22 protein-coding genes and 1 riboswitch are annotated in these 25,013 nt (G+C 71.1%); of the genes, 11 read left to right on the forward strand and 11 right to left on the reverse strand.

The window, feature by feature from the left end:
- Window positions 1-21 precede the first annotated feature (21 nt).
- Entirely contained in the window at window positions 22-963 is a 942-nt protein-coding gene (locus ACWDRW_RS02685; protein ID WP_451719026.1) for an ROK family protein, read from the reverse strand.
- 107 nt (window positions 964-1,070) lie between these two features.
- On the opposite strand from ACWDRW_RS02685, the gene ACWDRW_RS02690 reads away from it, so the two are divergent.
- Genes ACWDRW_RS02690 through otsB form a run of 3 tightly spaced genes read left to right on the forward strand, consistent with a single transcriptional unit; the run spans window position 1,071 to window position 3,516 of the window.
- Window positions 1,071-2,339, forward strand: coding sequence for an extracellular solute-binding protein (locus tag ACWDRW_RS02690; protein ID WP_451719029.1), 1,269 nt, complete (start codon window positions 1,071-1,073; stop codon window positions 2,337-2,339).
- 35 nt (window positions 2,340-2,374) lie between these two features.
- Window positions 2,375-2,608, forward strand: a complete 234-nt coding sequence (locus ACWDRW_RS02695) for a DUF3263 domain-containing protein (RefSeq protein ID WP_451719032.1) — start codon at window positions 2,375-2,377, stop codon at window positions 2,606-2,608.
- 44 nt (window positions 2,609-2,652) lie between these two features.
- Window positions 2,653-3,516, forward strand: a complete 864-nt coding sequence (gene otsB, locus ACWDRW_RS02700; protein WP_451719034.1) for a trehalose-phosphatase — start codon at window positions 2,653-2,655, stop codon at window positions 3,514-3,516.
- A 160-nt stretch (window positions 3,517-3,676) separates the two neighbouring features.
- Here the strand turns inward: otsB and ACWDRW_RS02705 are convergent, their stop codons facing one another.
- Entirely contained in the window at window positions 3,677-5,155 is a 1,479-nt protein-coding gene (locus tag ACWDRW_RS02705) for an alpha,alpha-trehalose-phosphate synthase (UDP-forming) (protein WP_451719037.1), read from the reverse strand.
- A 62-nt stretch (window positions 5,156-5,217) separates the two neighbouring features.
- Window positions 5,218-6,162, reverse strand: a complete 945-nt coding sequence (locus tag ACWDRW_RS02710; RefSeq protein ID WP_451719040.1) for a glucosyl-3-phosphoglycerate synthase — start codon at window positions 6,160-6,162, stop codon at window positions 5,218-5,220.
- Window positions 6,163-6,290: 128 nt separating this feature from the next.
- Window positions 6,291-6,449: riboswitch (SAM riboswitch) on the forward strand.
- A gap of 18 nt (window positions 6,450-6,467) precedes the next feature.
- Between ACWDRW_RS02710 and thrC the strand changes: the two genes are divergently transcribed.
- The 5 genes from thrC to ACWDRW_RS02735 all read left to right on the forward strand — a co-directional run bounded on the left by thrC (window position 6,468) and on the right by ACWDRW_RS02735 (window position 11,904).
- Complete coding sequence (thrC, locus tag ACWDRW_RS02715; RefSeq protein WP_451719042.1) at window positions 6,468-7,748, forward strand: threonine synthase; 1,281 nt, start codon at window positions 6,468-6,470, stop codon at window positions 7,746-7,748.
- Window positions 7,745-8,020 (forward strand): MoaD/ThiS family protein, encoded by a 276-nt coding sequence (locus ACWDRW_RS02720; RefSeq protein WP_451719045.1) that lies wholly within the window; start codon window positions 7,745-7,747, stop codon window positions 8,018-8,020. The genes thrC and ACWDRW_RS02720 overlap by 4 nt, the downstream gene beginning before the upstream one ends.
- A 430-nt stretch (window positions 8,021-8,450) precedes the next feature.
- Window positions 8,451-8,654, forward strand: coding sequence for a cold-shock protein (locus ACWDRW_RS02725; protein WP_004986573.1), 204 nt, complete (start codon window positions 8,451-8,453; stop codon window positions 8,652-8,654).
- Between the two features lie 311 nt (window positions 8,655-8,965).
- Window positions 8,966-10,588: a chaperonin GroEL gene (gene groL / locus ACWDRW_RS02730; protein ID WP_451719048.1), complete on the forward strand. Its 1,623-nt coding sequence runs from the start codon at window positions 8,966-8,968 to the stop codon at window positions 10,586-10,588.
- A gap of 185 nt (window positions 10,589-10,773) precedes the next feature.
- Window positions 10,774-11,904 (forward strand): NADH:flavin oxidoreductase, encoded by a 1,131-nt coding sequence (locus tag ACWDRW_RS02735; protein WP_451719051.1) that lies wholly within the window; start codon window positions 10,774-10,776, stop codon window positions 11,902-11,904.
- Window positions 11,905-12,021: 117 nt separating this feature from the next.
- Here the strand turns inward: ACWDRW_RS02735 and ACWDRW_RS02740 are convergent, their stop codons facing one another.
- From ACWDRW_RS02740 to ACWDRW_RS02750, 3 genes are read right to left on the reverse strand one after another with little or no spacing between them, the layout of a single operon-like run.
- Window positions 12,022-13,368 carry a PTS transporter subunit EIIC gene (locus ACWDRW_RS02740; RefSeq protein WP_451719053.1) on the reverse strand — a complete coding sequence of 449 codons (1,347 nt, stop codon included), beginning with the start codon at window positions 13,366-13,368 and terminating at the stop codon, window positions 12,022-12,024.
- 16 nt (window positions 13,369-13,384) lie between these two features.
- Complete coding sequence (gene murQ, locus ACWDRW_RS02745) at window positions 13,385-14,320, reverse strand: N-acetylmuramic acid 6-phosphate etherase (RefSeq protein ID WP_451719056.1); 936 nt, start codon at window positions 14,318-14,320, stop codon at window positions 13,385-13,387.
- Between the two features lie 56 nt (window positions 14,321-14,376).
- Complete coding sequence (locus tag ACWDRW_RS02750) at window positions 14,377-15,264, reverse strand: MurR/RpiR family transcriptional regulator (protein WP_451719059.1); 888 nt, start codon at window positions 15,262-15,264, stop codon at window positions 14,377-14,379.
- Window positions 15,265-15,319: 55 nt separating this feature from the next.
- On the opposite strand from ACWDRW_RS02750, the gene ACWDRW_RS02755 reads away from it, so the two are divergent.
- Together ACWDRW_RS02755 and ACWDRW_RS02760 are read left to right on the forward strand one after the other, a co-directional pair.
- Window positions 15,320-15,703 (forward strand): hypothetical protein, encoded by a 384-nt coding sequence (locus ACWDRW_RS02755; protein ID WP_451719061.1) that lies wholly within the window; start codon window positions 15,320-15,322, stop codon window positions 15,701-15,703.
- Complete coding sequence (locus ACWDRW_RS02760; RefSeq protein WP_451719064.1) at window positions 15,700-15,963, forward strand: DUF4031 domain-containing protein; 264 nt, start codon at window positions 15,700-15,702, stop codon at window positions 15,961-15,963. Before ACWDRW_RS02755 ends, ACWDRW_RS02760 begins: the two co-directional genes overlap by 4 nt.
- Here the strand turns inward: ACWDRW_RS02760 and ACWDRW_RS02765 are convergent.
- Genes ACWDRW_RS02765 through ACWDRW_RS02785 form a run of 5 tightly spaced genes read right to left on the reverse strand, consistent with a single transcriptional unit; the run spans window position 15,960 to window position 24,025 of the window.
- Complete coding sequence (locus ACWDRW_RS02765; protein WP_451719067.1) at window positions 15,960-17,063, reverse strand: GNAT family N-acetyltransferase; 1,104 nt, start codon at window positions 17,061-17,063, stop codon at window positions 15,960-15,962. The genes ACWDRW_RS02760 and ACWDRW_RS02765 overlap by 4 nt on opposite strands.
- 9 nt (window positions 17,064-17,072) lie before the next feature.
- The gene (locus ACWDRW_RS02770) at window positions 17,073-17,735 is read right to left on the reverse strand and encodes an HD domain-containing protein (RefSeq protein ID WP_451719070.1); all 663 of its coding nucleotides are present in this window, start codon (window positions 17,733-17,735) and stop codon (window positions 17,073-17,075) included.
- A 16-nt stretch (window positions 17,736-17,751) separates the two neighbouring features.
- Window positions 17,752-21,339, reverse strand: coding sequence for a DEAD/DEAH box helicase family protein (locus ACWDRW_RS02775; RefSeq protein ID WP_451719073.1), 3,588 nt, complete (start codon window positions 21,337-21,339; stop codon window positions 17,752-17,754).
- Between the two features lie 44 nt (window positions 21,340-21,383).
- Complete coding sequence (locus ACWDRW_RS02780; protein WP_451719075.1) at window positions 21,384-22,514, reverse strand: restriction endonuclease subunit S; 1,131 nt, start codon at window positions 22,512-22,514, stop codon at window positions 21,384-21,386.
- The gene (locus ACWDRW_RS02785; RefSeq protein ID WP_451719078.1) at window positions 22,511-24,025 is read right to left on the reverse strand and encodes a type I restriction-modification system subunit M; all 1,515 of its coding nucleotides are present in this window, start codon (window positions 24,023-24,025) and stop codon (window positions 22,511-22,513) included. Before ACWDRW_RS02785 ends, ACWDRW_RS02780 begins: the two co-directional genes overlap by 4 nt.
- 167 nt (window positions 24,026-24,192) lie before the next feature.
- Here ACWDRW_RS02785 and ACWDRW_RS02790 point away from each other — a divergent pair, with 167 nt between their 5' ends.
- A complete protein-coding gene (locus tag ACWDRW_RS02790) occupies window positions 24,193-24,885 on the forward strand; it encodes a copper homeostasis protein CutC (protein ID WP_451719081.1) in 693 nt (230 codons plus the stop codon).
- Window positions 24,886-25,013: the final 128 nt, after the last annotated feature.

The raw sequence follows: 25,013 nt of genomic DNA on the forward strand, positions 1-25,013 counted from the left end.
GCGCCCCTGGGGGAGTTGCCATCAGGTCGTTACCTCCGTGCCGTCAGTAGTGTCGAGAAGATCCCAGGCCAGTAGCCCGGCGCCGAGACATCCCGCCGTGTCCCCCAGTGCCGCCGGGACGATCGACGGCAGCTTCTGGAACGTGACCCTCCGCCGGACGGCGTCCCGCAGTGGTGTGAACAAGGTTTCCCCCGCCTCCGCCAGGCCGCCACCGATGATCAGGGTGCGGGGGTCCAGCAGGGTGAGGGCGGTGACCAGGCCGTCGGCCAGGGCGTCGACGGCGTCGGTCCAGACTCGTACGGCGTTCGGGTCGCCGGACGTGACGGCCTTCGCGCAGTCGGCCGCGTCGGCTTCGGGGTCGCCCGTGACCGCCGCCCAGGCCTCGCTGACCGCCGCCGCGGACGCGAACCGTTCCAGGCAGCCGCGCTGCCCGCAGGGGCAGGGGGTGCCGCCGGGGCGTACGACGACATGGCCGATCTCGCCCGCGAATCCGTGCGCCCCCGCCTCTACCCGGCCGTCCACCCCGATCGCGCCCGCGATGCCGGTGCCGAGCGCCACGAACAGGAACCGGTCCGCTCCCCGGCCCGCGCCGACCCGGCCCTCGGCCAGTCCGCCGGTGCGCACGTCGTGGCCGAGGGCGACCGGGATGCCCAGCTCGGCGCCGATCAGCTCGCGCAGGGGGACGTCCCGCCAGCCCAGGTTGGCCGCGTAGGCGGCGATGCCGGACGCCTCGTCGACGATGCCGGGGACGGCGACGCCGGCCGCGGCGGCCGGTTCGCCGAGGGTCCGCGCGCCGTGGGCCGCCAGTTCGGCGGCGAAGTCGAGGATGTTCGCGACGACCGCGTCGGGTCCGCGCTCGCGTCCGGTCGCCCTGCGGGCCTGGTGCAGCAGAGCGCCGTCCGCCCCGACAAGGGCGGCCTTCATCCCGGTGCCGCCCACGTCGAGGGCGATGACATGTCTCACGGGGGACAGTGTGGCCCGTCTACCCGGGAGAGGTCTAGTCCACTAAGGTGGTGTAGACCTTATGACGTTGTTTCGAAAGTTTTCGCTTCGGGTTGGGGACATAGGCAGTGCAGCGGCGTAGGACGGCAATGATCGCGGCGGTGTCCGCCCTCGGCATGACGGCGGCGCTCGGCGGCTGCGGCCTGACCGGGGGATCGGACGAGGTCACACTGCGACTCGTCGCGGCGGACTACGGCGACAGCGCGGCCAACAGCTCCAAGAAGTACTGGGACTCGCTGGTCGCCGCGTACGAGAAGGACCACCCCGACGTGAACGTCGAGGTCACCGTCCACTCCTGGACCGACGTCGACCGGGAGGTCAAGGAGCTGGTCGACGCCGGGAAGGCGCCCGACCTGGCGCAGATCGGGGCGTACGCGGACTACGCGAAGGCCGGGAAGCTGTACACCGCGAGCGAGCTGCTCTCGATCACCACCCAGGCCGACTTCCTCCCGCAGTTCGCCTCGGCGGGCGCGGTCAACGGCATCCAGTACGGGATGCCGTTCGCCTCCTCCACGCGGCTGCTGTTCTACAACAAGAGCCTCTTCGAGAAGGCCGGGATATCCGCCCCGCAGACCTGGCAGGAGCTGGCGGCGGACGCCGAGGCGCTGAAGGCGGACGGGGTGAAGTACCCGTACGCGCTGCCGCTCGGGCCGGAGGAGGCGCAGGCCGAGACCATGCAGTGGCTGCTCAGCGGCGGAGGCGGCTACACCGACGCCGACGCCGGGACCTACAACATCGACTCGGCGGAGAACATCGCCACGTTCGACTGGCTGAACGACGAGCTGGTCGGACAGGGTCTGACCGGTCCGGTCCCGCCCGCCACACTGAACCGCGCGGACGCCTTCGAGGCGTTCACGGACGGCGAGGTCGGCATGCTCAACGGGCACCCCTCGCTGATGAAGGCGGCCCAGGCCAAGGGTGTGGACTTCGGCATGGTGCCGATGCCCGGCGCCGACGGGCCGAGCGAGGTCTCCATGGGCGTCGCGGACTGGATGATGGCGTTCAAGCAGAACGGCCACGCGGAGGAGGTCGGCGACTTCCTCGACTTCGTCTACGAGGAGAAGAACGTGCTCGCCTTCTCCCGTGAGTACGACCTGCTGCCCGTGACGAACGCGGTCTCCGACGTCATGAGCACGGCGAAGCAGGACGCCGACCTCAAGCCGTTCCTCGAGGCGCTGCCCTCCTCCGAGCTGTACCCGGTGGGCCGGACGTCCTGGGCGGCGGTCAGCGCGGCGGTGAAGAAGAAGATCGGCAAGGCGGTCTCCTCCAGCGGCGACCCGGCGACCGTGCTGCGCGAGCTCCAGGCGACGGCGGCGGCCGAGGAGAGCGCGGAGTAGCCGCGCTGTCAGTGCCGGGAGCTACGGTGCGAGGTATGGAACGGGAGCCGCTGAACCCCAGGGAACAGGCCGTCCTCGCCCTGGAACGCCGCGGCTTCGCGGGCCCGGGCGCGAAGGAACGCGCGATACGCGAGGAACTCGGCCTGGCGCCGGTGCGCTACTACCAGTTGCTGAACGCCCTTCTGGACGACGAGCGGGCCCTGGCCCACGACCCGGTCACGGTGAACCGGCTGCGCCGGATACGGGAGGCCCGCAGGGCGGACCGGTAGGGTCCTGCTGACCTACGGGGGTGGGCCTGGATAGGGTCGCCGGTATGGGCAGCCACATGGACTCGACCCCTCTGCCGACCCCCGCCACCCCTGCCGGGCAGGCGGGGCTGGACGCCATCCTCCGTGAGCCGCGGCGCGCGGTGATCGCGCTCGACTTCGACGGGACGCTCGCACCGATCGTCGCGGACCCCGAGCAGGCCCGCGCCCACCCGGACGCGGTCCCCGCTCTGGCCGAACTCGCGCCGCAGCTCGCCGCCGTCGCGGTCGTCACCGGCCGCCCGGCCGGCGTCGCCGTGCGCTACGGCGGTTTCGCCGGCGTGCCCGGCCTGGAGCACCTCGTCGTCCTCGGCCACTACGGCGCCGAGCGCTGGGACGCCGTCACCGGCACCGTCAGCGCCCCCGCCCCCGACCCCGGTGTCGCCGCCGTCCGCGCCGAACTGCCCGGCGTCCTCGACGCCGTCGGCGCCTGGCACGGCACCTGGATCGAGGAGAAGGGCCGCGCGGTCGCCGTGCACACCCGCCGTGCCGCCGATCCGCAGGCCGCCTTCGAGGCGCTGCGCGAACCCCTCACCGAACTCGCCGCCCGGCACGGCCTGATCGTCGAACCGGGCCGGATGGTCCTGGAACTGCGCCCGCCCGGCATGGACAAGGGCGTCGCCCTGCTGGAGTACGTCCGCGAGATCGAGGCGTCCGCGGTCCTCTACGCCGGCGACGACCTCGGTGACCTCCCCGCCTTCGCCGCGGTCGACAAGCTCCGCACCGACGGCACCCCCGGCCTCCTGGTCTGCAGCGGCAGTGAGGAGGTCCCGGAGCTGGAGGAGCGGGCGGACCTGGTGGTCAAGGGCCCGGCGGGCGTGGTGGGTCTGCTCCGGAGCCTCGCGGCACGGCTGGACCGGAGCAGGACCTAGTGCCGCGTCAGGCAACGTTGCCCGTCAAGGAGCGGCGTCCGGTGCGTGCTCTCAGCGTGCCGGGTGCAAGCCCTCGTACTGGATGTACTTGGGCTTGTGCCCGGTGCGGCGAGAGTGCGTGCCGGGCGTCGCGACGGGGCGAACGTTGCCTGACGCGGCACTAGTCCGCCGTCAGGGCCCGCAACTGCTCCAGGAACCACTGGGCGGGCGGCAGCGCCGTCGCCGCCGCGGCGAGGCGCTTCGTCCGCTCGGCCCGTTCATGGGCCGGCATCGTGAGCGCCTCGTGCAGGGCGCTCGCGGTGCCCAGCACGTCGTAGGGGTTCACCACGATCGCGTCCTCGCGCAGCTCCTCGTACGCCCCCGCCTCCCGCGAGAGCACCAGCGCGCACCCCTCGTCGGAGACGACCGGCACCTCCTTGGCGACCAGGTTCATGCCGTCCCGGACGGGGTTGACCAGGGCCACGTCGGCGATCCGGTACGCGGCCAGGGAGCGCGCGAAGTCGTCCTTGACGTGCAGGACGACCGGCGTCCAACCCGGTGTGCCGTACGCGGAGTTGATCTCGTCCGCGAGCCGCTGGACCTCCGCCGTGTACTCCCGGTAGACCGCCAGGTCCTGCCGGGAGGGGTAGGCGAAGGCCACGTGCACGACCCGCTCGCGCCACTCGGGGTGCTCGTCGAGGAGCTGCCGGTAGGACAGCAGGCCGCGCACGATGTTCTTCGACAGCTCGGTCCGGTCCACCCGGACGATCGTCCTGCGCGGTTCCCCGTCGGGCCCCGCGCCGATCTCCGCCCGGAGCGCGGCCATCCGTTCCTCGACGTCGGCCTCGTGCGAGCGGGCGCGCAGGAACTCGGCGTCGGCCCCGAGGCCGTGCACGCCGATCCAGGTGGTCGAGAGCGGCGGCCGGCCGGTCGCCGTGTGCTCGATGGACTTCGGCTTGCCCGGCACCGGCGAGTAGGCGGTGATCCGCTCGCCGTCGATCTCGTTCGCGCAGGCCATGAAGGTGTGGGCCCACCGGTTGGTCAGGAAGCCCAGCCGGTCGGCGCCGAGCATCCCCCACACCAGCTGCGCACGGATGTCGTCCGGCAGCATCCGGAAGTACTCGGGCGGCGCCCACGGCGTGTGCGAGAAGTGGCCGATGCGCAGATCCGGGCGGAGCTCGCGGAGCATCCCCGGCACCAGGCACAGGTGGTAGTCCTGCACCAGCACCGCGGCGCCCTCCGCGGCCTCCTCGGCCAGCGCCTCGGCGAACGCGCGGTTGTACGTCTCGTACGACGCCCACTGCCGCCGGAACTCCGCGTCGAACACCGGTTCCAGCGGGGTCTGGTACAGCATGTGGTGGACGAACCAGAGCACCGAGTTGGCGATGCCGTTGTACGCGTCGGTGTGCACCTCGGGCGGGACGGCGAGCATCCGTACGCCGTCCTCGCCCACCCCGCGCGCGACCGCCTCGCGGTCGCCGTCGGACAGCGCGGAGCACACCCACAGGGCGCCGGCGTCCGGGCCGATGGCCGAGAGGCCCGACACGAGTCCGCCGCCCCCGCGTTTGGCGCGCAGCGAGCCGTCCGTCCGCACTTCGTAGGAGACCGGGCCGCGATTCGACGCGACCAGCACTTCAGCGGCACCGTACGTGGAAGCCATGTGCTCCAACCTAGCCCGTGCCGGAAACGCTCAAACGTACGAGCGGCGCGCCGGGGCGTGGGTTACGCCACCTTGCGCGAGGCGTACTCCGCGATCTCCACCATCGGCGGCCGTTCCTCGGTGTCCACCGAGTAGGTGCGCGGTTCGAAACCGTCCTCGCCGCGCTCGAACTGGGTGAGCGAGGGCCGGACCAGATGGCCCCGGGCCAGGCGGAGCTGGGCGGTGCGGTAGATCGCGGCGGACATCCGGCCGAGAGCCTGCCCGTTCTGATGCCGGTGCTTGCGCACCCCGACGTCCACCTGGGCCAGCGCGTCCAGGCCCACCAGGTGCAGCGCGTCGATCAGCATGCCGAGCTCCACGCCGTAGCCGACCGGGAAGGGGAGCTGTTCCAGCAGGGAGCGGCGGGCCGCGTACTCCCCGCCCAGCGGCTGCACGAACCCGGCCAGCTGCGGCCAGTGCATGTTCAGCAGCGGGCGGGCCATCAGCTCGGTGACCCGGCCGCCCTGGCCGGCCGCCTGCCCGAGCGGGCGGTCGTACATCGCCTTGACCAGCTGCACCCCGGGGTCGGTGAGCAGCGGGCCGACGATTCCCGAGACGAAGTCCGAGGAGAACTCCTTCAGGTCCGCGTCGACGAAGCAGACGATGTCGCCGCGCGTGACCAGCAGCGAGCGCCACAGCACCTCGCCCTTGCCGGGCACGGCGGGTATGCGCGGCAGGATCGCGTCGCGGTGCACGACCGTCGCCCCGGCCGCCGCGGCGACCTCGGCGGTGCGGTCGGTGGAGCCGGAGTCGACGACGACGATCTCGTCCACCAGCGGGACCTGCTGCATCAGGTCGTGCCGGATCACGGCGACGATGTCGCCGACCGTCTCCTCCTCGTTGAGCGCGGGCAGCACGACGGAGACCGACTGGCCCGATCCGCGCTTCGCGGCGAGGATCTGGTGCAGCGGCCGATCGCACACGGACCAGGAGCGGGCGCTCAGCCAGCGCTCGACTTCTTCCAGCACAGTCTGCGGCTCCTCACGTGTCTCGCGGTTCGGACGGCACTCTCCACTGTCCTGGCCTTCGGTTACAGTCTTGAGCAACGCTGATGACCATCGCATGTCGGGGGTCGTTTGCGTCTACAACTACATACCGCTCATCCAGAGGGGCAGAGGGATACGGCCCGATGAAGCCCCGGCAACCCTCCAGTCGGTTCTCGTAGCGATCACTGTTGATCGTCCTCGCGAGGCTCCCGGCTAGGGAAGGTGCCAAATCCGTCTCACGGCGAGATGCGTCGTGAGGAAGATGAGGAGAAAGGGCCTCGCCTCACATGGCTGTGCAGACTGTCGCAACCACCTCGAACACCGTCGACCTCGGTCCCGCCGCCGCCCTGAGCTGCCGCGAGTGCGGTCACCGGGTACCCCTCGGACCGGTCTTCGCGTGCGAGGAGTGTTTCGGCCCGCTGGAGATCGCCTACGACTTCTCGGACTACGACACCGAGGAGCTCCGCAAGCGCATCGAAGCGGGACCCGCGAACATCTGGCGCTACGCGCCGCTGCTGCCCGTCCCCGCGGACGTGGCCGACAAGCCCAACCTCAACCCCGGCTGGACCAAGCTCGTCAAGGCCGACAACCTGGCCCGCGAGCTCGGCGTGACCGGCGGGTTGTATGTGAAGGACGACTCCGGCAACCCGACGCACTCCTTCAAGGACCGGGTCGTCGCCCAGGCCCTCGAGGCCGCGCGCGCCTTCGGCTTCACGACTTTGAGCTGCTCCTCCACGGGCAACCTGGCCGGTGCCGTCGGCGCCGCCGCCGCCCGCGCCGGCTTCCGGTCCTGCGTGTTCATCCCGCACGACCTGGAGCAGGGCAAGGTCGTCATGGCCGCGGTCTACGGCGGTGAGCTCGTCGGGATCGAGGGCAACTACGACGACGTGAACCGTTTCTGCTCCGAGCTGATCGGCGACCCGGCCGGCGAGGGCTGGGGCTTCGTCAACGTCAACCTGCGGCCGTACTACGCGGAGGGGTCCAAGACCCTGGCGTACGAGATCTGCGAGCAGCTCGGTTGGCAGCTGCCGGACCAGCTGGTCGTCCCGATCGCCTCCGGCTCGCAGCTCACGAAGATCGACAAGGGTCTGCAGGAGCTGATCAAGCTCGGGCTCGTCGAGGACAAGCCGTACAAGATCTTCGGTGCGCAGGCGCTCGGCTGCTCGCCGGTGTCGACGGCCTTCAAGGAGGGCCACGACGTCGTCCGGCCGCAGAAGCCGAACACCATCGCCAAGTCGCTGGCCATCGGCAACCCGGCGGACGGGCCCTACGTCCTGGACATCGCGCGCCGCACCGGCGGTGCGGTGGAGGACGTGACCGACGAGCACGTCGTCGACGCGATCCGGCTGCTCGCCCAGACCGAGGGCATCTTCGCGGAGACGGCGGGCGGCGTGACGGTCGGCGTGACGAAGAAGCTGATCGAGAACGGCGTGCTGGACCCGTCGCTCACCACGGTCGTCCTCAACACCGGCGACGGCCTCAAGACCCTTGACGCGGTGGCCGGCACCGGTCTCACCGCCACCATCCGTCCGAACCTGGACTCCTTCCGAGAGGCTGGCCTCGCATGAGCGTGACCGTTCGCATCCCCACCATCCTGCGCACCTACACCGGCGGCCAGGCCGAGGTCGCCGCTGAGGGCGGGACTCTCTCCGAGGTCATCGCCGACCTGGAGAAGAACCACACCGGGATCGCCGCTCGGGTGCTGGACGACCAGGGCAAGCTGCGCCGTTTCGTGAATGTGTACGTCAATGACGACGACGTCCGCTTCGAGCAGGGCCTGGAGACGGCGACCCCCGACGGCGCCGGAGTTTCCATCATTCCGGCGGTCGCCGGCGGCTGATCGTTACCGTCGGTAAGGTGTGTCACCGAGAGTTCATCGAATTGCCCTCTCCGTAAGAGAAACGGAGGGGGCAATTCTGCATGGTTGAGCGCGGTACAGTTGGGGAACCCGCTTCTCTTCGCATGCCGGGAGCATATGAGTACCGCGTGCACATGCGACGAGAAGTAGCCAAAGTGTGCGGCCCTTTTACGACATGTGCTCCTTTTGTGGGGCCCGACTTGCCCCGAATTCGGGCGAATTCTCACTACATTCCGGACCCGATGCGTCCAGAATTCTCGTCCGATTGACCTGTTGCAGACGGCAGTTGGACAGATACATTCAGCCGCGGTCGACGCGTTCCGGCGCACGCCCCCAAACCGTGGGGGGTGAGGTCTGACCCGGATCCGCGAAGTGCGGATCTGTGCAAGGGCCAGTAATAGGGGAGTTAGGCATGGCTCAGGGCACCGTCAAGTGGTTCAACGCGGAGAAGGGGTACGGCTTCATCGCGGTCGACGGTGGTGCGGATGTTTTCGTCCACTACAGCGCGATCCAGATGGACGGGTACCGCACCCTGGAAGAAGGCCAGCGGGTCGAGTTCGAGATCTCGCAGGGCCAGAAGGGCCCGCAGGCCGACATGGTTCGCGTCACTGCCTGAACGCGCGACCAACGAACGGCAAGCGACGTCTTCTGCTGAAGGGCTCGCACCAAGGGGACCCAACCCCCGGGGTGCGAGCCCTTCCGCGTGCGCCCCCACGAGTGCCCGTTTCGCGAGCGCGCCTTGCACTCTCATGGGTCGAGTGCTAATCATTGGCGTTAGCACTCTGAAGGTGAGAGTGACAACGAAGGACCGGGTCGGTGAGGCCGCAGGCCGGGTGGGGCAAGGAACCACGAGGCAGGCAGGCCGTCCGTCGCGGGCGCGGGCGCGGTCCGAAGGAATCACCCCCAGTCCTGGAGGGACCACTTCACATGGCCAAGATCATCGCGTTCGACGAGGAGGCGCGGCGCGGCCTCGAGCGCGGCATGAACCAGCTCGCGGACGCCGTGAAGGTGACGCTCGGCCCCAAGGGCCGCAACGTCGTCCTCGAGAAGAAGTGGGGCGCCCCCACGATCACCAACGACGGTGTCTCCATCGCCAAGGAGATCGAGCTCGAGGACCCGTACGAGAAGATCGGCGCCGAGCTGGTCAAGGAAGTCGCCAAGAAGACGGACGACGTCGCCGGTGACGGTACGACCACCGCGACCGTTCTCGCCCAGGCGCTGGTCCGCGAGGGCCTGCGCAACGTCGCCGCCGGCGCCAACCCGATGGCCCTGAAGCGCGGTATCGAGAAGGCCGTCGAGGCCGTCTCCGCCGCCCTGCTGGAGCAGGCGAAGGACGTCGAGACCAAGGAGCAGATCGCCTCCACGGCCTCCATCTCCGCCGCCGACACCCAGATCGGCGAGCTCATCGCCGAGGCCATGGACAAGGTCGGCAAGGAAGGCGTCATCACCGTCGAGGAGTCCCAGACCTTCGGTCTGGAGCTGGAGCTCACCGAGGGTATGCGCTTCGACAAGGGCTACATCTCGGCGTACTTCGCCACCGACATGGAGCGTATGGAGGCGTCCCTGGACGACCCGTACATCCTGATCGCCAACTCCAAGATCGGCTCCGTCAAGGACCTGCTCCCGCTGCTGGAGAAGGTCATGCAGTCGGGCAAGCCGCTGCTGATCATCGCCGAGGACGTCGAGGGCGAGGCCCTGTCGACCCTGGTCGTCAACAAGATCCGCGGCACCTTCAAGTCCGTCGCCGTCAAGGCCCCGGGCTTCGGCGACCGCCGCAAGGCGATGCTGAACGACATCGCCATCCTCACCGGCGGCGAGGTCATCTCCGAGGAGGTCGGTCTCAAGCTCGAGAACACGACCCTCGACCTGCTGGGCAAGGCCCGCAAGGTCGTCATCACCAAGGACGAGACCACCATCGTCGACGGTGCCGGCTCCTCCGAGCAGGTCCAGGGCCGGGTCAACCAGATCCGCGCCGAGATCGAGAACAGCGACTCGGACTACGACCGCGAGAAGCTCCAGGAGCGCCTGGCCAAGCTCGCGGGCGGCGTCGCGGTCATCAAGGCCGGTGCCGCCACCGAGGTGGAGCTCAAGGAGCGCAAGCACCGCATCGAGGACGCCGTGCGCAACGCCAAGGCGGCCGTCGAGGAGGGCATCGTCGCCGGTGGTGGCGTGGCCCTGCTCCAGGCCTCCGCGGTCTTCGAGAAGCTGGAGCTCGACGGCGACGAGGCGACCGGTGCCAACGCCGTGAAGCTCGCGCTGGAGGCCCCGCTCAAGCAGATCGCCGTCAACGGTGGTCTCGAGGGTGGCGTCGTCGTGGAGAAGGTGCGCAACCTGGCCGTCGGCCACGGTCTGAACGCCGCCACGGGCGAGTACGTCGACATGATCGCCGAGGGCATCATCGACCCGGCGAAGGTGACGCGCTCCGCGCTGCAGAACGCCGCGTCGATCGCCGCGCTGTTCCTCACCACCGAGGCCGTCATCGCCGACAAGCCGGAGAAGGCCGCCGCGGCCGCTCCGGGCGGCATGCCGGGCGGTGACATGGACTTCTGATCCTCCCGAGGATCGCGAGTCCGTCGCAGTACCAGCCGAGGGCGGCACCCCCTGTTCCGCAGGGGGTGCCGCCCTCGGGCGTGTCCGGCGTCACAGGGGGGTTCCCGGAATGCGGGCGGGGCCGGGGTCGTTGACGCGCCGTAGATGTATGCGCATGCATTCTCCCCGATCCAAGGAGCCCCCACATGACCGTCGCCACCTCCGAGGCCGCCGCGCGCGCCGCCGAGATCCTGTCCCGCCCTGCCACCATCAACGGGCTGACCGTGCCCAACCGCATCGCCATGGCGCCGATGACCCGCATGTTCTCGCCGGGCGGCGTCCCCGGCGAGGACGTGGTCTCGTACTACGCCCGCCGGGCCGCCGCCGGTGTCGGTCTCATCGTCACCGAGGGCACGTACGTCGGACACGCCTCGGCCGGGCAGAGCGACCGCGTCCCGCGCTTCCACGGCGCGGAGCAGCTCGCGGGGTGGACGAAGGTCGCCGACGCGGTGCACGCGGCGGGCGGCACGATCGTGCCGCAGCTGTGGCACATCGGCATGGTGCGCCAGCAGGGTCAGCCGCCGTTCGCCGACGCCCCGCCGGTCGGCCCCTCCGGTCTGCGCATCGGTGCCGACGAGCCGACCGGCAAGGCCATGACCCGGCAGGACCTCGACGACGTCATCGGCGCGTTCGCGGAGGCGGCCGCCGCGGCCGAGCGGATCGGGTTCGACGGTGTCGAGCTCCACGGCGCGCACGGCTACCTGATCGACCAGTTCCTGTGGGAGGGCACCAACCGCCGCACCGACGCCTACGGAGGCGACCCGGTGGCCCGCGCGACGTTCGGCGCGGAGATCGTGGCCGCCGTACGCGCGGCCGTCTCCGCCGACTTCCCGGTGATCTTCCGCTACTCGCAGTGGAAGCAGGACGCCTACGACGTCCGCCTCGCCGACACCCCGGAGGAGCTGGACGCCATCCTCGCCCCGCTCGCGGCGGCCGGCGTCGACGCCTTCCACGCCTCCACGCGCCGCTACTGGCTCCCCGAGTTCGAGGGCTCGGACCTCAACCTCGCCGGCTGGACGAAGAAGCTGACCGGCAAGCCCACCATCACCGTCGGCTCCGTCGGCCTGAACGGCGACTTCATCAAGGCATTCCAGGGCGAGGGTGCCGATCTCGGCAGCCTCGACAACCTGCTGGACCGCCTGGAGCGCGAGGAGTTCGACCTGGTGGCCGTCGGCCGCGCGCTGCTCCAGGATCCGCACTGGGCGCAGAAGGTGCTGGCGGGCCGGGTGACGGAGCTGACCCCGTACGACCCGGCGTCGCTCCAGACCCTCAGCTGAGCTGCCTGAGACCGTGCACCGGGTCGCCGCGAACGAGGCGGTCCTGTCCTCCGCGAGGGACTCGGTATCGACGCCCGCGACCTGCGTGAGCTGAAGTCGGAGCTGCTGGTCGGCTGGCTAGGCCGCGCCGGGGCGCGCTCGGTCGGCGGGTAGGCCGAAGAGGTAGGTCGTGGCGAAGCCGACCACGTACCCCGTCAGCAGCCCGCCCGCGTAGATCCCCGCCGTCCACCACAGGCCGCCGTTCCCCGCGAGCAGGGGGAACAGGGCCCAGCCCGACGGCCCGATCGCCGTCGAGCCCACCGAATCCCCGAGCATCGCGAAGCCGCCCACGAAGGCGCCGCCGGCCGCCCCGCCCACGCACGCCGTGAGGAAGGGGCGGCCCAGGCGCAGGGACACGCCGTAGATCAGCGGCTCGCCGACGCCGAGCAGGCCCGCGGGGAGCGCCGACCTGATCGTGGTCCGCATGGAGGTGTCGTGGCGCAGGCGGACGTACACCGCCAGTGCCGCGCCCACCTGGCCCGCGCCCGCCATCGCCAGGATGGGCAGCAGGACCGTGTGGCCCTGTTGCTCGATCAGCGTGGTGTGGATGGGGATCAGGGCCTGGTGCAGGCCCAGCATCACCAGCGGGAGGAACAGGCCGCCCAGCACCAGGCCCGCCAGCGCGCCCGTCGTCGACAGGAGCCAGTTCGCCGCCGTGCCGATGGCCGTGGAGATCTCGCCGGCCACGTACATGAGTCCGTAGAGCGTGGTCAGGCCCGCCAGCAGCACCGTCAGCGTCGGGGTCAGCAGTACGTCCAGGGTGCCCGGCAGCCTGCTGCGGCACGCCTTCTCCACGTACGTCCCCAGCAGCGCCGCCGCCAGGGCGCCCAGCACGCCTCCCTGGCCGGGGGCGAGGGTCATGCCGAACGCGGTCACCTTCGCCACCCCGGGGTACACCACGACCGCCGCCACCGCCCCGCCCAGCACCGGGGTCCCCCCGAACTCCTTCGCGGTGTTGTAGCCGACGAACACCGCGATCAGGGACATGAAGGCGCCGGCCAGGACCGACAGGGCCGGCGTGACGGTCGGCAGCAGGCCCAGGTTCAGCAGCAGACCGTTCAGGCCCGCCAGGATTCCGCAGCCGATCAGCGCGGGGATGAGCGGCACGAAGACGTTCGCCACCCGCCGCAGCGCCAGCTTCACCGGGGTCGCGTTCCGCTCCTGCCGGGCCCCCTTGCGCCGGAGCGCCTCGAACTCCGCCGCCACCCGCGCCACCACCCCGGGCCCCAGCACGATCTGGTAGGTGTCGTCCTCCACCACCCCGAGGACCCCGGGCACCGCCCGCAGCGCCTCCTCGTCGACCAGGGAGCGGTCGGCCAGGCCCAGACGCAGGCGGGTCATGCAGTGGGCGACGGACATGACGTTCGCGGGGCCGCCCACCAGGGGGAGGATCGCGGCAGCGGTGGTGTCGTACGAGGTGGTCACCACCCGAGACTGGGGTTCAGCCGCCCGCCGCCGCCAGCGCGGCGCGCAGATGGCCGCCGGACTCCTCCAGAAGGCGGGCGGCCGTCCTGCCGTCGACCTCCGCCAGCAGGACCAGGATGGCGTTCTTCACTTCTCCGTCCGTGGCCGCCAGCGCGCGCTCGATCTCCTCCTCGCCCGCGCCCGTCGCCAGTGCGACGATCCGGCGCGAGCGGGCGCGCAGCTTGTCGTTGGAGGCCCGCACGTCGACCATCAGGTTCCCGTACGTCTTGCCCAGCCGGATCATCGTGATCGTCGAGATCATGTTGAGCACGAGCTTCTGTGCCGTGCCGGACTTCAGGCGGGTGGAGCCGGTGAGCAGCTCCGGGCCCACGACGATCTCGACGCCGTGGTCGGCGGCGGCGGCGAGGGCGCTGTCCGCGTTGCAGGACAGGCCCACCGTCAGGGCGCCGAGCGCCCGGGCGTGTTCGACCGCGCCGATCGCGTAGGGGGTACGCCCGGAGGCCGAGACCCCGACCACCGTGTCCAGTGACGTGAGCGCGAGGGCGTCCAGGTCGGCGCGGGCCAGCTCCTTGGAGTCCTCGGCGCCCTCCACCGAGGTCACCATGGCCTGGGGGCCGCCCGCGATCAGACCGACGACCTGGGTCGGGTCGGTGTTGAAGGTGGGCGGGCACTCGGAGGCGTCGAGGACCCCCAGGCGGCCCGCCGTGCCCGCGCCCGCGTAGACCAGCCGTCCGCCGCGCGCCATCCGGTCCGCCACCGCGTCGATGGCGGCGGCGATCTGGGGGAGCCGCTCGGCCACCGCGGCGGGCACGGAGGTGTCCTCGCCGTTCATCAGGCGGGCGATGTCGAGGGTGGGCAGCCGGTCGATGTCGGCGAGGTCGGGGCGGAAGGCCTCGGTGGTGAGGGCCTCCAACTCGGCGCGCAGCTCACGGGGGTTGGACGGAGAGGTCATGGGCTCTTTCCACGTACGGGAACGGGTGAGGTCGACCGACGGCCGCGCGGCCCGTCCTAGCGCCGGTGCCGGTGGGCCAGCGCCTCGTAGGAGGCCGCGAGGGCGGGCGCCGCGGTCTCGTACGTCCGCTGCGCGACCCCCACGAACAGGCAGTCGACGACCAGCAGTTGACTGGTCCGGGAGGACATGGCGGCGGGGCGCAGTTCGCTCTCGCGGGCCGTGGAGGTCGTCAGTACGTGGTCGGCGTACTGGGCCACCGGGCCGTCGGGGCGTCCGGTGATCGCCACGGTCGTGGCGCCGTGCTCGAAGGCCACCCGCAGCGGCTCGATCACGTCCCCGGTCGAACCGGAGTGGGTGATCGCGATCGCCACGTCACCGCCGCGCAGCTGGACCGCGTTGGTCACGGCGAGGTGCGGGTCACTGTGCGCGTGGGCTATCAGTCCTATGCGCAGCAGCTTCTGGCTGAGGTCCTGCGCGACGAGGCCGCTCGCCCCCACGCCGTAGACGTCGATCCGCCGGGCCGAGGCCGCCGCCGTGACCGCCGCGCCGAGCTGGACGGTGTCGAGTCCGGCGGCGGTGTCGGCGAGGGTCTGCTGCTCGTCGTAGGCGAGTTTGGCGACGACGTCGGCGATCGGGTCGTCGACCGCGATGTCCGTGGTGATCGAGGGCGCCTGCCCGGACTGCTGCTGGGCGGCGAGTCCGGCGAGGGCGAGGCGCAGGTCGCGGTAGCCGGGGTAGCCCAGCAGCCGGGCCGTGCGGACGACCGTGGCCTCGCTCGTACCCGTGAGTTCCGCGAGGCCGGTGACGGTGAGGGCGGCGCAGCCGGCGGGGTCGCTCGCGACGGCCTCGGCGACCCGCTGCATGGAGCGCGTCATCGACGGGGCGAGGGTGCGCACTTTCGCGGCCAGAGCACCGCCGAAAATTTCCTTCACTTCCTGGGGCACATGTGAAAGATATTTTCGGCTCCGGGCCGAGGTCAAGAGCGCGCACAATGGCAGCATGGAGTCGATCGGTCCGCTTGAACAGGCCCTGCACGCCGCCCGTGCGCTCGTGCTCGCCGATCTGGTCGCGGACCAGGTCGCCGAGGCGGACGTGGTCTCGCTGGTCGAGGACTCCGTCACACAGCGCCGCTGGTGGGTGGAGCAGTGGCCGGCCGGCGCCGAGTTCGTCGCCGGACTGGTCGCGCAGGACGTCCAGGACGCCCTGCTGGAGCGGTACGGACGCTGGCCGCTGTGCCCGGTGTGCGGGGCGGGCGATCCGCACGCGCTGGACGTGGAACCGGAACTCGGGCCCGATCCGCACTGGGTGTGCCACAAGGCGGGAGTGAGGGTGGCCTCGGTCGGCTCACTGGGGTCGTCCTCCGGCGGGCCGTCGGCGTCGTGACGGTCTACATCGACCCGCCGACCTGGCCCGGTCACGGCCGGATGTGGTCCCACATGGTCAGCGATGTCTCCTACGCCGAGCTGCACGCCTTCGCGGAGCGGCTCGGCGTGCCCCGGCGCGCCTTCGAACGGGACCACTACGACATACCGTCGCACCGGTACGCGGACGTGGTGGCCGCGGGGGCCGTCGAGGTCAGCAGCCGGGAGGTCGTGCGACTGCTGAACGGCTCGGGCCTGCGCAGGCCGAAGGGCCGGGCCTAAGCGGTACGGATGTACACCTGGAGCGGGCCGTTGGCTTCCCTGCGCTCGCCCATCGCCCGCTCCTCCTCCAGCGTGGCCCTGGTGAACCCGGCCCGCCTCACCACCCCCTGCGACGGCAGGTTGGCCTCGTCTACCGTCGCCAGCAGCGTGTGTACGTCGTCCCTGGCCAGCGCCCATTCCGACAGGGCCCGGAGCGCTTCCGTGGCGTAGCCGTTGCCGCGGGCCGACTCCACGAGGTCGTAGCCGATCTCGACGCGGCCCTCCTCGTCCGGGGCGCCGTGGAAGCCGAGGGCGCCGACGGCGCGGTCGTCCTCGTGCCGGACGAGGACGAAGACGCTGAAGTCCGGCCGGTGCACGCCCGCTTCGTACGCCTTGAGCAGCATCCCGGAGGCCTCGCGGGTGCCCTCGAACGGACCGCCCCCGACCCAGGTGTAACCTCCGTCGCCACCGACGGCTAGGTCGGCGGCGACCGCCGGGGTCACGCTCTCCAGGGTGAGCCGCTCGGCGGGGACGACGAGGTTGTTGACCCAGTGCCAGTCGGTGACGGGCGGGCGGCCCGGCAGCTCACCGCGGCCGGTTGCCCACAGCAGGGTGCTCCACGGGGTGGGCCCCGGCTGGACGTGCGGCAGAAGCCGGGTCAGCGCGAACTCGGCCAGTTCGGCGGGCGGTTCGTAGGCCAGACCCAGGCCCTCGGCCATGTCGTACGTGTGCAGCAGCACCTCGCCGACGCCCAGGGCGGCGAAACCCTCGGGGTTGGCGGTGCCGTAGGGGCAGGGGTGGGGGGCGCGCAGCCGACGGGGGGTGGTGTTGACCGTGGCGGTGAGCAACGCGCCGGTCATCTCGATGACTTGGAGCAGCCCTTCGTTGCCCGCGCTCTCGTCGGGGGCGATCTCGAGGGGGACGTGCCGGGTGCGGCCCCGGGCCGCCAGGCGGCCGGCGTAGACGATGAGGTCGTAGGCGATGTGGACGGCCGCCTCGCGGCACGTCCAGGTCGAGCGCGCGGCCTTGACCGCGTCCCAGTCCTGCCCGGCCGCCGTCCGCAGCAGGGCCACCGAGCCCGCCACCGCTTCCTGTACGCGTTGTCCGCCCCTGTGTCCCATGGGGGCAGGCTATGCGGACGGGCCGGAGGGGAGCGACAGCATTTCCAGTTCGGCGGCGAGGTTGTAGCGCGCGGTGGCCTCCCACTTCTCCTGCCCGTACGGCGTCCTGAACAGCCGCGGCAGATCGAGGAGCTGGCGCAGGATCGCGGACCTGCCCGCGCGGAAGGCGTCCCCCGGCACGAAGTGGTACTCCTCGCGGACGGCGGCCGTGTAGGCGGCGTACGCGGTGGGCGGCGCCGCCAGGATCGCGAGGTCGGCGTCGCACAGGACCTGCCCGTCGCGGTCGTCGTCGGCGGGGTCGTGCGTGACGGTGAGACGGACCAGGCGGGCGACCTGCTCGGCCTTCGGTTCCGGGACCCCGGCTTCGGACAGGGCGCGTTCGGCGAGCCGCGCGGACCGCTCCTCGTTCTCGGAGCGGTCCGGGTGGTAGACGGCGTCATGGAACCAGGCGGCCAGCCGCACCACGTCCGGGTCGGCGGCGTACTCCTGCAGGACGTCGACCTGATCGAGGACCGCCGTCAGATGCTCGACGGTGTGGTACCGCCGCTGCGGCTCCTGCCAGCGGGCGAGCAGGTTCTCGGCGTACACCGCCGCCGCGGGCCCGCCGCCGGGGCCGCGGGCCGCGTCGAGGGCTTGGGCGAAACGGGAGCGCAGAGCGTCGAGATCGGCCATGCGCCCATTCTCCAGCTCACGCCCCGCCCTCCGCACCGGGAATCGCCCGGGCCCGCAGCGCCCGGAACACCGCCTCCAGCGCGTCGATCTCGTCGTCCGTGAAGTGGTCGTCGATGATCCCGCGGCTGCTGAAGAGGCTGTTCTCGTACAGCTCGCGGATCCCGATGAGCCCGTTCGCCGCCACGTACCGGACCATCAGACCGACCAGGTCGACCTGCACCGCGGTCAGGTCGTGGGCGCCGAGGAAGCCGGCGAAGGCCTCCTGGGCGGCGCTGCGGTCCAGGCCGCCGATCCGGCGCAGGAAGACCCCGAGACCGCCGTCGGCCGCCCGCCGCTGCTCCAGGTCCTCCGCGGAGGCGATCCCCTCGGCGAGGAAGACCTTCTCCAGGGCGGCCAGGTCCTCGGCCGTGACCTGCTCGTTCCGCCACAGCCTGCGCACCGGCTCCTGCTCGCGCCGTCCCTGGAGGTAGGCGCGCGCCTTCTGCTTGAACCGCTCCTCGTCCGTCCCGACGGGCAGGCCCCTGAGCTCGATCTCCGACAGGTCGCCGTGGTCCTCCGCTATGTCCGTGAAGACGATCCTCCGGCCGGCCGGAGTGTCGATCAGGTGCGCGAGTCCACGCAGCCGCCGCCGGACGTGCTCCAGCATCGGGACCGTCACGTCCTGCCACCACGCCTCGTCGGCGACGGCCTCCAGCAGCTCCGCCCGGTCCCGGACGACCGGGATGTTCCGCTTGCCGAGGAGGGCCTCGGCCAGCTCCTGGAGCCGGGCGCGCAGCCGGCCGTAGTCGGGGCCGCCCTCCAGCGCCGCCAACTGGAGCCGGTAGGCGAGCAGGTCGAAGCGCTTGGCCTCCTCGCCCCGGTCCTCGCCCTCGGGCCAGAAGTCGGAGGGCAGGCCGAGGACGTCCTCGGCCAGGGCGTGGGCCGCGTCGTCGTCGATGCGGTGCCAGGCGGCGAAGTCCCCGCCGAACTCCTCGACCCGGCGGCGGTGCGGCCGTACGAGGAAGTTGTCCAGGTTCATGCCCCGCACGGTCCGGTGCAGCCGGTGGGCCGCCGCCCAGCGCAGCGCCGCCTCGGTGTCGACGGCGTCCGGGCCGCGGTCCTGCGCCGGGTCGGGAGTGTGCCGGCGGTCCAGCGCGCGCACGAGGTCGAGCTGGCGCCGGAGGAGCTTCTCGGTCAGCGTGGGCGCCCGACGGGCCTGGGCGCGGTCCAGCTCCTGGTTGAAGAACTCGGCGTTGCCGCACAGGTCGAAGACGTGGAAACCGTCCTTGTCCCGGCCGGGACCGTAGACGTCCGGGCACAGCCGGGTGCCGCGGCCGATCATCTGCCAGAACTTGGTGCGCGAGTACACCGGCTTGAACAGGACGAGGTTCAGCACCTCGGGCACGTCGATGCCGGTGTCCAGCATGTCGACGGAGATCGCGATGTCCGGTGCCTTGGCCGGGTCGGAGAAGTCGTCGATGAGCTGCTGGGGGTTCTTCTCCAGGTAGGTGATGACCCGGGCGTCGCGCCCGGCGGCCCGCGGGTAGTGGAGGTTGAAGCGCTCCTCGATGAACAGCGCGTGCTGGTTGTTCTTGGCGAAGACGATCGTCTTGCCGAGCCGGTCCCCGCCCTCGACGCGCAGTCCGTGCCGCATCAGCACCTCCAGCGCCTTGTCGACGGTGGGGGCGTTGAACAGGAAGCGGTTGACCTCGTCGGCGGACACCTCGTCCGGGACCTGCCCGTCCTCGGTCCACTCCAGGTTGTCCCAGGCCTCCTGCTGCTCCGCGGTGAGATCGGCGTAGCGGAAGCCGCGGCGCAGCGAGTCGAAGGGCACGTCCACGACGTTCGGCTTCACCAGGAAGCCGTCCGTGGCCGCCTGGTCGAGGCTGTAGGAGTCGGTGGGGACGCCGTCGATCAGCTGGAACAGCTGGTACGTGTTGTGGTCGACGTCGTCCTTGGGAGTCGCCGTCAGGCCCAGCAGGAGGCTGTCGAAGTACTCGAAGAGCTCGCCGTACCTGTCGTAGACCGAGCGGTGCGCCTCGTCGATGACGACCAGGTCGAAGAAGCCCGGACCGAAGCGGCGGCGGCCGTCCTCGGTGAGCTCGTCGACGGCGTTCATCATCGTCGGGTACGTCGAGACGTAGACGTGCGCGTCGGTCTTCTTCTCGGTGAGGAGATTGACCGTCACGCTGTTCGGCAGATGCTCCTTGAACGCGCGTACGGCCTGGTTGACCAGCGCCTGGCGGTCGGCGAGGAAGAGGACGCGGCGCGCCCAGCCCGCCCGCTGGAGTAGTTCGACGAGGGCCACGGTGGTACGGGTCTTGCCCGTGCCGGTCGCCATGACCAGCAGGGCCCGCCGCCGGCGCTCCCGCTCGAAGCTCTCGCCGACGCGCTGGATGGCGGCGCGCTGGTAGTCGCGGCCCGCGATGCCGTCGTTGACGTTGGAGGACTTCAGGGCGAGCCGGCCGGCCCGCTGGCGGATCAGCCAGTGCAGCTCGTCCTTGGTGCGGAAACCCCGCACCCGGCGCGGGGGATAGCCGTTGCCCTCGTCCCACAGATAGGTCTCGTAGCCGTTGGTGCAGAAGATCACCGGCCGCAGGCCGTACGCGGCCTCCAGGGCGTCGGCGTAGAGCTGGGCCTGTTGCCGTCCCGCGCGGGCGTCGACGCGGGTGCGCTTGGCCTCGACGACGGCGAGGGGCCGGTCGTCGTCTCCCCACAGGACGTAGTCCACGTACCCCTTGCCGGACGTGCCGAGGACGCCGGGCTCGCCCTCGACCGGGAACTCCCGGTCGCGCTCCTCGGCGAGATCCCAGCCCGCCTCCTTCAGCAGCAGGTCGATGAACAGGTCCCGGGTCGCGGCCTCGTCGTAGTCGTGCGCGTCGGGCCGGGCCTCGTTCGCCTTGCGCAACTCGGTCACCCGAGCCCGCAGTCGGGCCACCTCCGAGGTCAGCCGCGCGCCCTTGGCCCGCTCCTCGGCCAGCTCCTGGGCCTGGGCGTCCCAGCGCGCCTGGTCCTCCTCGGCCTGCTTCTTCAGCTCGGCCTGGCGGCGCAGCCGGACCTCGGCGGGCACCGGGCGCGGGATGCGCGCGCTGTCGAACGCCAGGCCCGCGGCCGGAGCCGCCCGCGGGGTGGGGGCGTAGGTACGGGCGAACCAGTAGAGGACGTGGAACAGTTCGGCGACGGTCCGCACCGCGTCCCTCGCCCGCATCGGCGCCGGGCGGTGCACCGCGTGGTTGCCCTGGCGCCGGACGAGGTCCATCTTCGCGCTGAGGGTGGGGGTGACCAGATTCCGCAGGCTCGGCTCGTTGAGCAGCGCGCTCAGGTCGTTGCGGTACGGCGCACGCAGCGCCGCGTCGTGGTCGTACATCCAGTGCACGGCGAGCTCGAGCACCCGGCGGGCGTAGAAGCAGGAGGTACGCGGGTCGGCGTGGGCGAGGCGCTCGGCACGGCGCGCCTCGTCGTAGAGGGCGGGCCACTCCTCGCGCAGGAAGCCGAAGTTGCTCGGCGGCTGCCCGAGGTCGCGGGCGGCGGCCCTGCTCGTGGCCTCTTCCGCGCCCCGGTCGTCCCCGGCGCCGGAGGCTTGCCCCGCGCCCTTCTCCTCCCGGCTGTTTCCGTCGTCGACCATGGCGGAGCCGTCCCCCCTGTGTGTGACTGGACCGAGCGGTGTGACTAAGCGGCGTCGTGCTCCCAGAGGCGGCCCGTGAAGGCGCGCTGCCGCAGTGAGAGGAAGAGCTCGTCGAGATCGGCGAGGTGGGCTTCCTGTTCGGCCTTCAGAGCCCGGACCGCCGAGACGCGGCGGGCGAACTCCCGCTGCCGCTCCGGGTCCGGGAGGAGCACCTTGATGTTGGCCAGGCCCTGCGCGTCCAGCCGGGTCGTGCCGTGGGCGGCCTGCGAGACCTGCTTCAGCGCATGGCCGCGCTGGGCCCGCAGACAGTGCGCGAGGAACTGGGCGTCCAACTCGGTCTTCGGCAGCAGGGCCTTGAGGTCCTGGTTGATGGTGGCCGGGACCCGCAGCACGCACACCGGGAAGCTGTGCGCCAGGATCATTCCGCGCACGACGATGGCCACGGTGTCGGCCGGCAGCAGCTTCAGCGTGGTCGTCCTCGGCACCTCGGCGCTGATCGTGTCGGCGGAGCGGAAGAGGTCCGGCTGCTTCAGGTCCTTGGCGCTGAACCAGGGGACGTCGCCCCGCCAGTTCGCCGGGTTCGCCTTCGACGGGGTGCCGCCGCTGTAGGTGGCGCAGGCCTCGGTGAGGGGGACCTGGTCCAGGCCCAGCGGATTGACCACCGGGTCGCCGAACATGTCGAGGAAGATTGACTCGGTGAGATCGTCGAGGAGTTCGACGGCCCGGCGGCGCTTGACGCGCAGGGCGTCGACCTGGTCCAGGGCGGCGGCGATGCGCCGCTGCTGCGCCAGCGGCGGCTTGACCACCGTGACGTCCTTCAGGAACTTGAAGTGCCGGGAGTACCCGGCGTTCGGGATCCGGACCGAAGTCAGATACCAGTACAGGTACTTCGGATCGAATCCCGGCCGCGGCGACAGCACCTTGACGCCGTCGGCGCCCATGGCGAACGGGAAGTCCACGAACTTGAGGGTGCGGGTGTGGTCCCCGAAGACGATGACCGGCGCCGCGCTCCTGTGCGCGAGCGCGGTGTCGTCGACGTAGCCCGCGATCAGTCCCTGCCCCTGATCGACGACCGCCAGCCGCCCGGCAGGCGCGTACTGCGACTTCGGGACCTTGGTGTTCCCCGACGAGACGTCCGCCACGGCTTCCGGAAAGGAAACGCTCTCCCAGGTCACTGGCCCAGCATCTCCCTCAGCTTCGCCGTCCCCGCCTCGATCTCCTTGTCCAGCCGCTCCAGCTCGTCCAGGATCTCCAGCGGCGGCCGGGTGACCAGTTCCTCGTGGACGACCTGCTTGTAGCGGTTCAGGGAGAGGTCGTAGTCCTGCGCGGCGATCTCGGACCTCGGGACGCAGAAGCTCTGTTCCGTGCGGGCGCGGGCGCGCTCGTCGGTGGTGCGGCGCTTCCAGCGGGCCAGGACGTCCGGGAGGTTGTTCCTCGCGTGCTCCTCGGCCGTCAGCTCGGTGGCGCGCACGCCCAGGCGGTCCTCGGGCAGCTGCGGGGTCCGCTTGTCGTCGAGGCTGAAGCCGTCCGCCCGGACGTCGTAGAACCAGACCTCGTCGGTGCCGCCGGAGTCCGTCCTCGTGAAGAAGAGGATGGCGGTGGAGACTCCGGCGTACGGCTTGAACACCCCGGAGGGGAGTTTGACCACGGCGTCGAGCTTCTGGTCCTCCACCAGGATCCGGCGCATCTCCTTGTGCGCCTTGGAGGGGCCGAACAGCACACCGTCCGGGACGATCACCGCGGCCCGGCCGCCCGGCTTGAGCAGCTTGAGGAAGAGCGCCAGGAACAGCAGCTCGGTCTTCTTCGTCCTGACGACCTTCAGCAGCTCGTCGGAGGTCGTCTCGAAGTCGAGGCTGCCGGCGAACGGGGGATTGGCGAGGATCAGCGAATAGCGGTCGGTCTCCTCGCCGGCGCTCTGCGACAGCGAGTCGCGGTAGCGGATGTCCGGGCTCGCGACATCGTGCTGGAGCATGTTCATCGAGCCGATGCGGAGCATGGTCGAGTCGAAGTCGAAGCCGTGGAACATGCTGCTGTTGAAGTGCTGCTGGTGGTCGGCCTCGACCAGGTCGTCCCGGTGCACCCGCTGGACGTACTCGGAGGCGCCGACCAGGAAGCCGGCCGTGCCGCAGGCGGGGTCGCAGATCTCGTCGCGCGGGTTCGGCTCGGTCATCTCGACCATCAGCTGGATGATGTGCCGAGGCGTGCGGAACTGGCCGTTCTGCCCCGCCGTCGCGATCTTGCCGAGCATGTACTCGTACAGGTCGCCCTTGGTGTCCTTGTCGTGCATCGGGATGCCCTCCAGGAGGAGGACGACCTTGGACAGCAGGTTGGGCGTGGGGATCGTGAAGCGGGCGTCCTTCATGTGGTGCGAGTACGTGGAGTGCTCGCCGCCGAGTGCGCGCAGGTAGGGGAAGACCTCGTCCGCGACCGTGGCGAACATCTTCGCCGGCTCGGCGTTCTTGAAGTTCTGCCAGCGCAGGTCCTGCTGCTTCGGGCCGAAGAACGGGCTGGTGTCCTCGAAGCCGCGGCGGGCCATCCGGTCCTTGACGGTCTGGAGCTCGTCGAGGCGGCGGACGAAGAGCAGATAGGTGATCTGCTCCATGACCTCCAGCGGGTTGGAGATCCCACCCGACCAGAACGCGTCCCAGACGCGGTCCACCTTGCTCTTCAGCTCACCCGTAATCACACGAAGGATCCTACGGCCCACCACTGACAGCCAGGCCCGGTGCGACCGGGAGGGGGAGCCGAACATCTTCGGGCGAGCGCGTGGGGTGATCGGTGGGTGTGGCAGGCGTAGTCTTGGAGCAGAATTGGACTAGACCTATAGCACCTGTAGCCGACGAATGGGGCCCCATGAGTGAGCGTGCAGTCCTGGAGGTGATCGCCCTCGACGCCGAGGACGCGGTGGCCGCCCAGGCCGGAGGCGCGGACCGTCTCGAACTGGTCACCGAGATCGCGGCCGACGGGCTGACTCCGTCGGCCGCGACCGTGGCGCGGATCCGGGCCGCCGTCGACATTCCGGTGCGGGTGATGGTGCGTCTGGCGGACGGGTTCGCGGCGGGGGACGTCGACCGGCTGGTGGGCGTGGCCGAGGAGATGCGCGGTGTCGGGGCCTCGGAGTTCGTGCTCGGGTTCCTCGACGCGCACGGGGGTGTCGACCTGGACGCGGTGGAGCGGGTGGCCGGGGCGCTGGACGGCTGCCGGTGGACGTTCCACCGGGCGATCGACCGGGCGGCGGACCGGGACGCTCTGCGCAAGGCGCTGGACGGCGTGCCCGGCCTGGACACCTACCTGACGGCAGGCTCGGCGGCGGGCGTGGACGAGGGTCTCCCGACCCTGCTCGCGGAGGCGGCACGGTCGGGAGAGCCGGGCTACGAACAGCGGCTGCTGGTGGGCGGAGGCCTACGCCTGGAACACGTTCCGTACCTCCTCTCCGCGGGCATCGACGCCTTCCACATCGGCGGAGCGGCGAGGCCGTCCGGCTGGCGGGCCCCGGTCTCCCGGCCGGCGGTGGCGGAGTGGCGACGGGCACTGGACGGCGAGTGACCCCGAGGCCACGGCGAGAGTCGCTCAGCGTCCGGTCCTGCGGTGGGGGTGGGGGTCGTTCTGCGTCTGGTCCTGCGGTGGGGGTGGGGGTCGTTCTGCGTCTGGTCCTGCGGTGGGGGTGGGGGTCG

This window comes from Streptomyces sp. NPDC003635 (genome assembly GCF_053587635.1).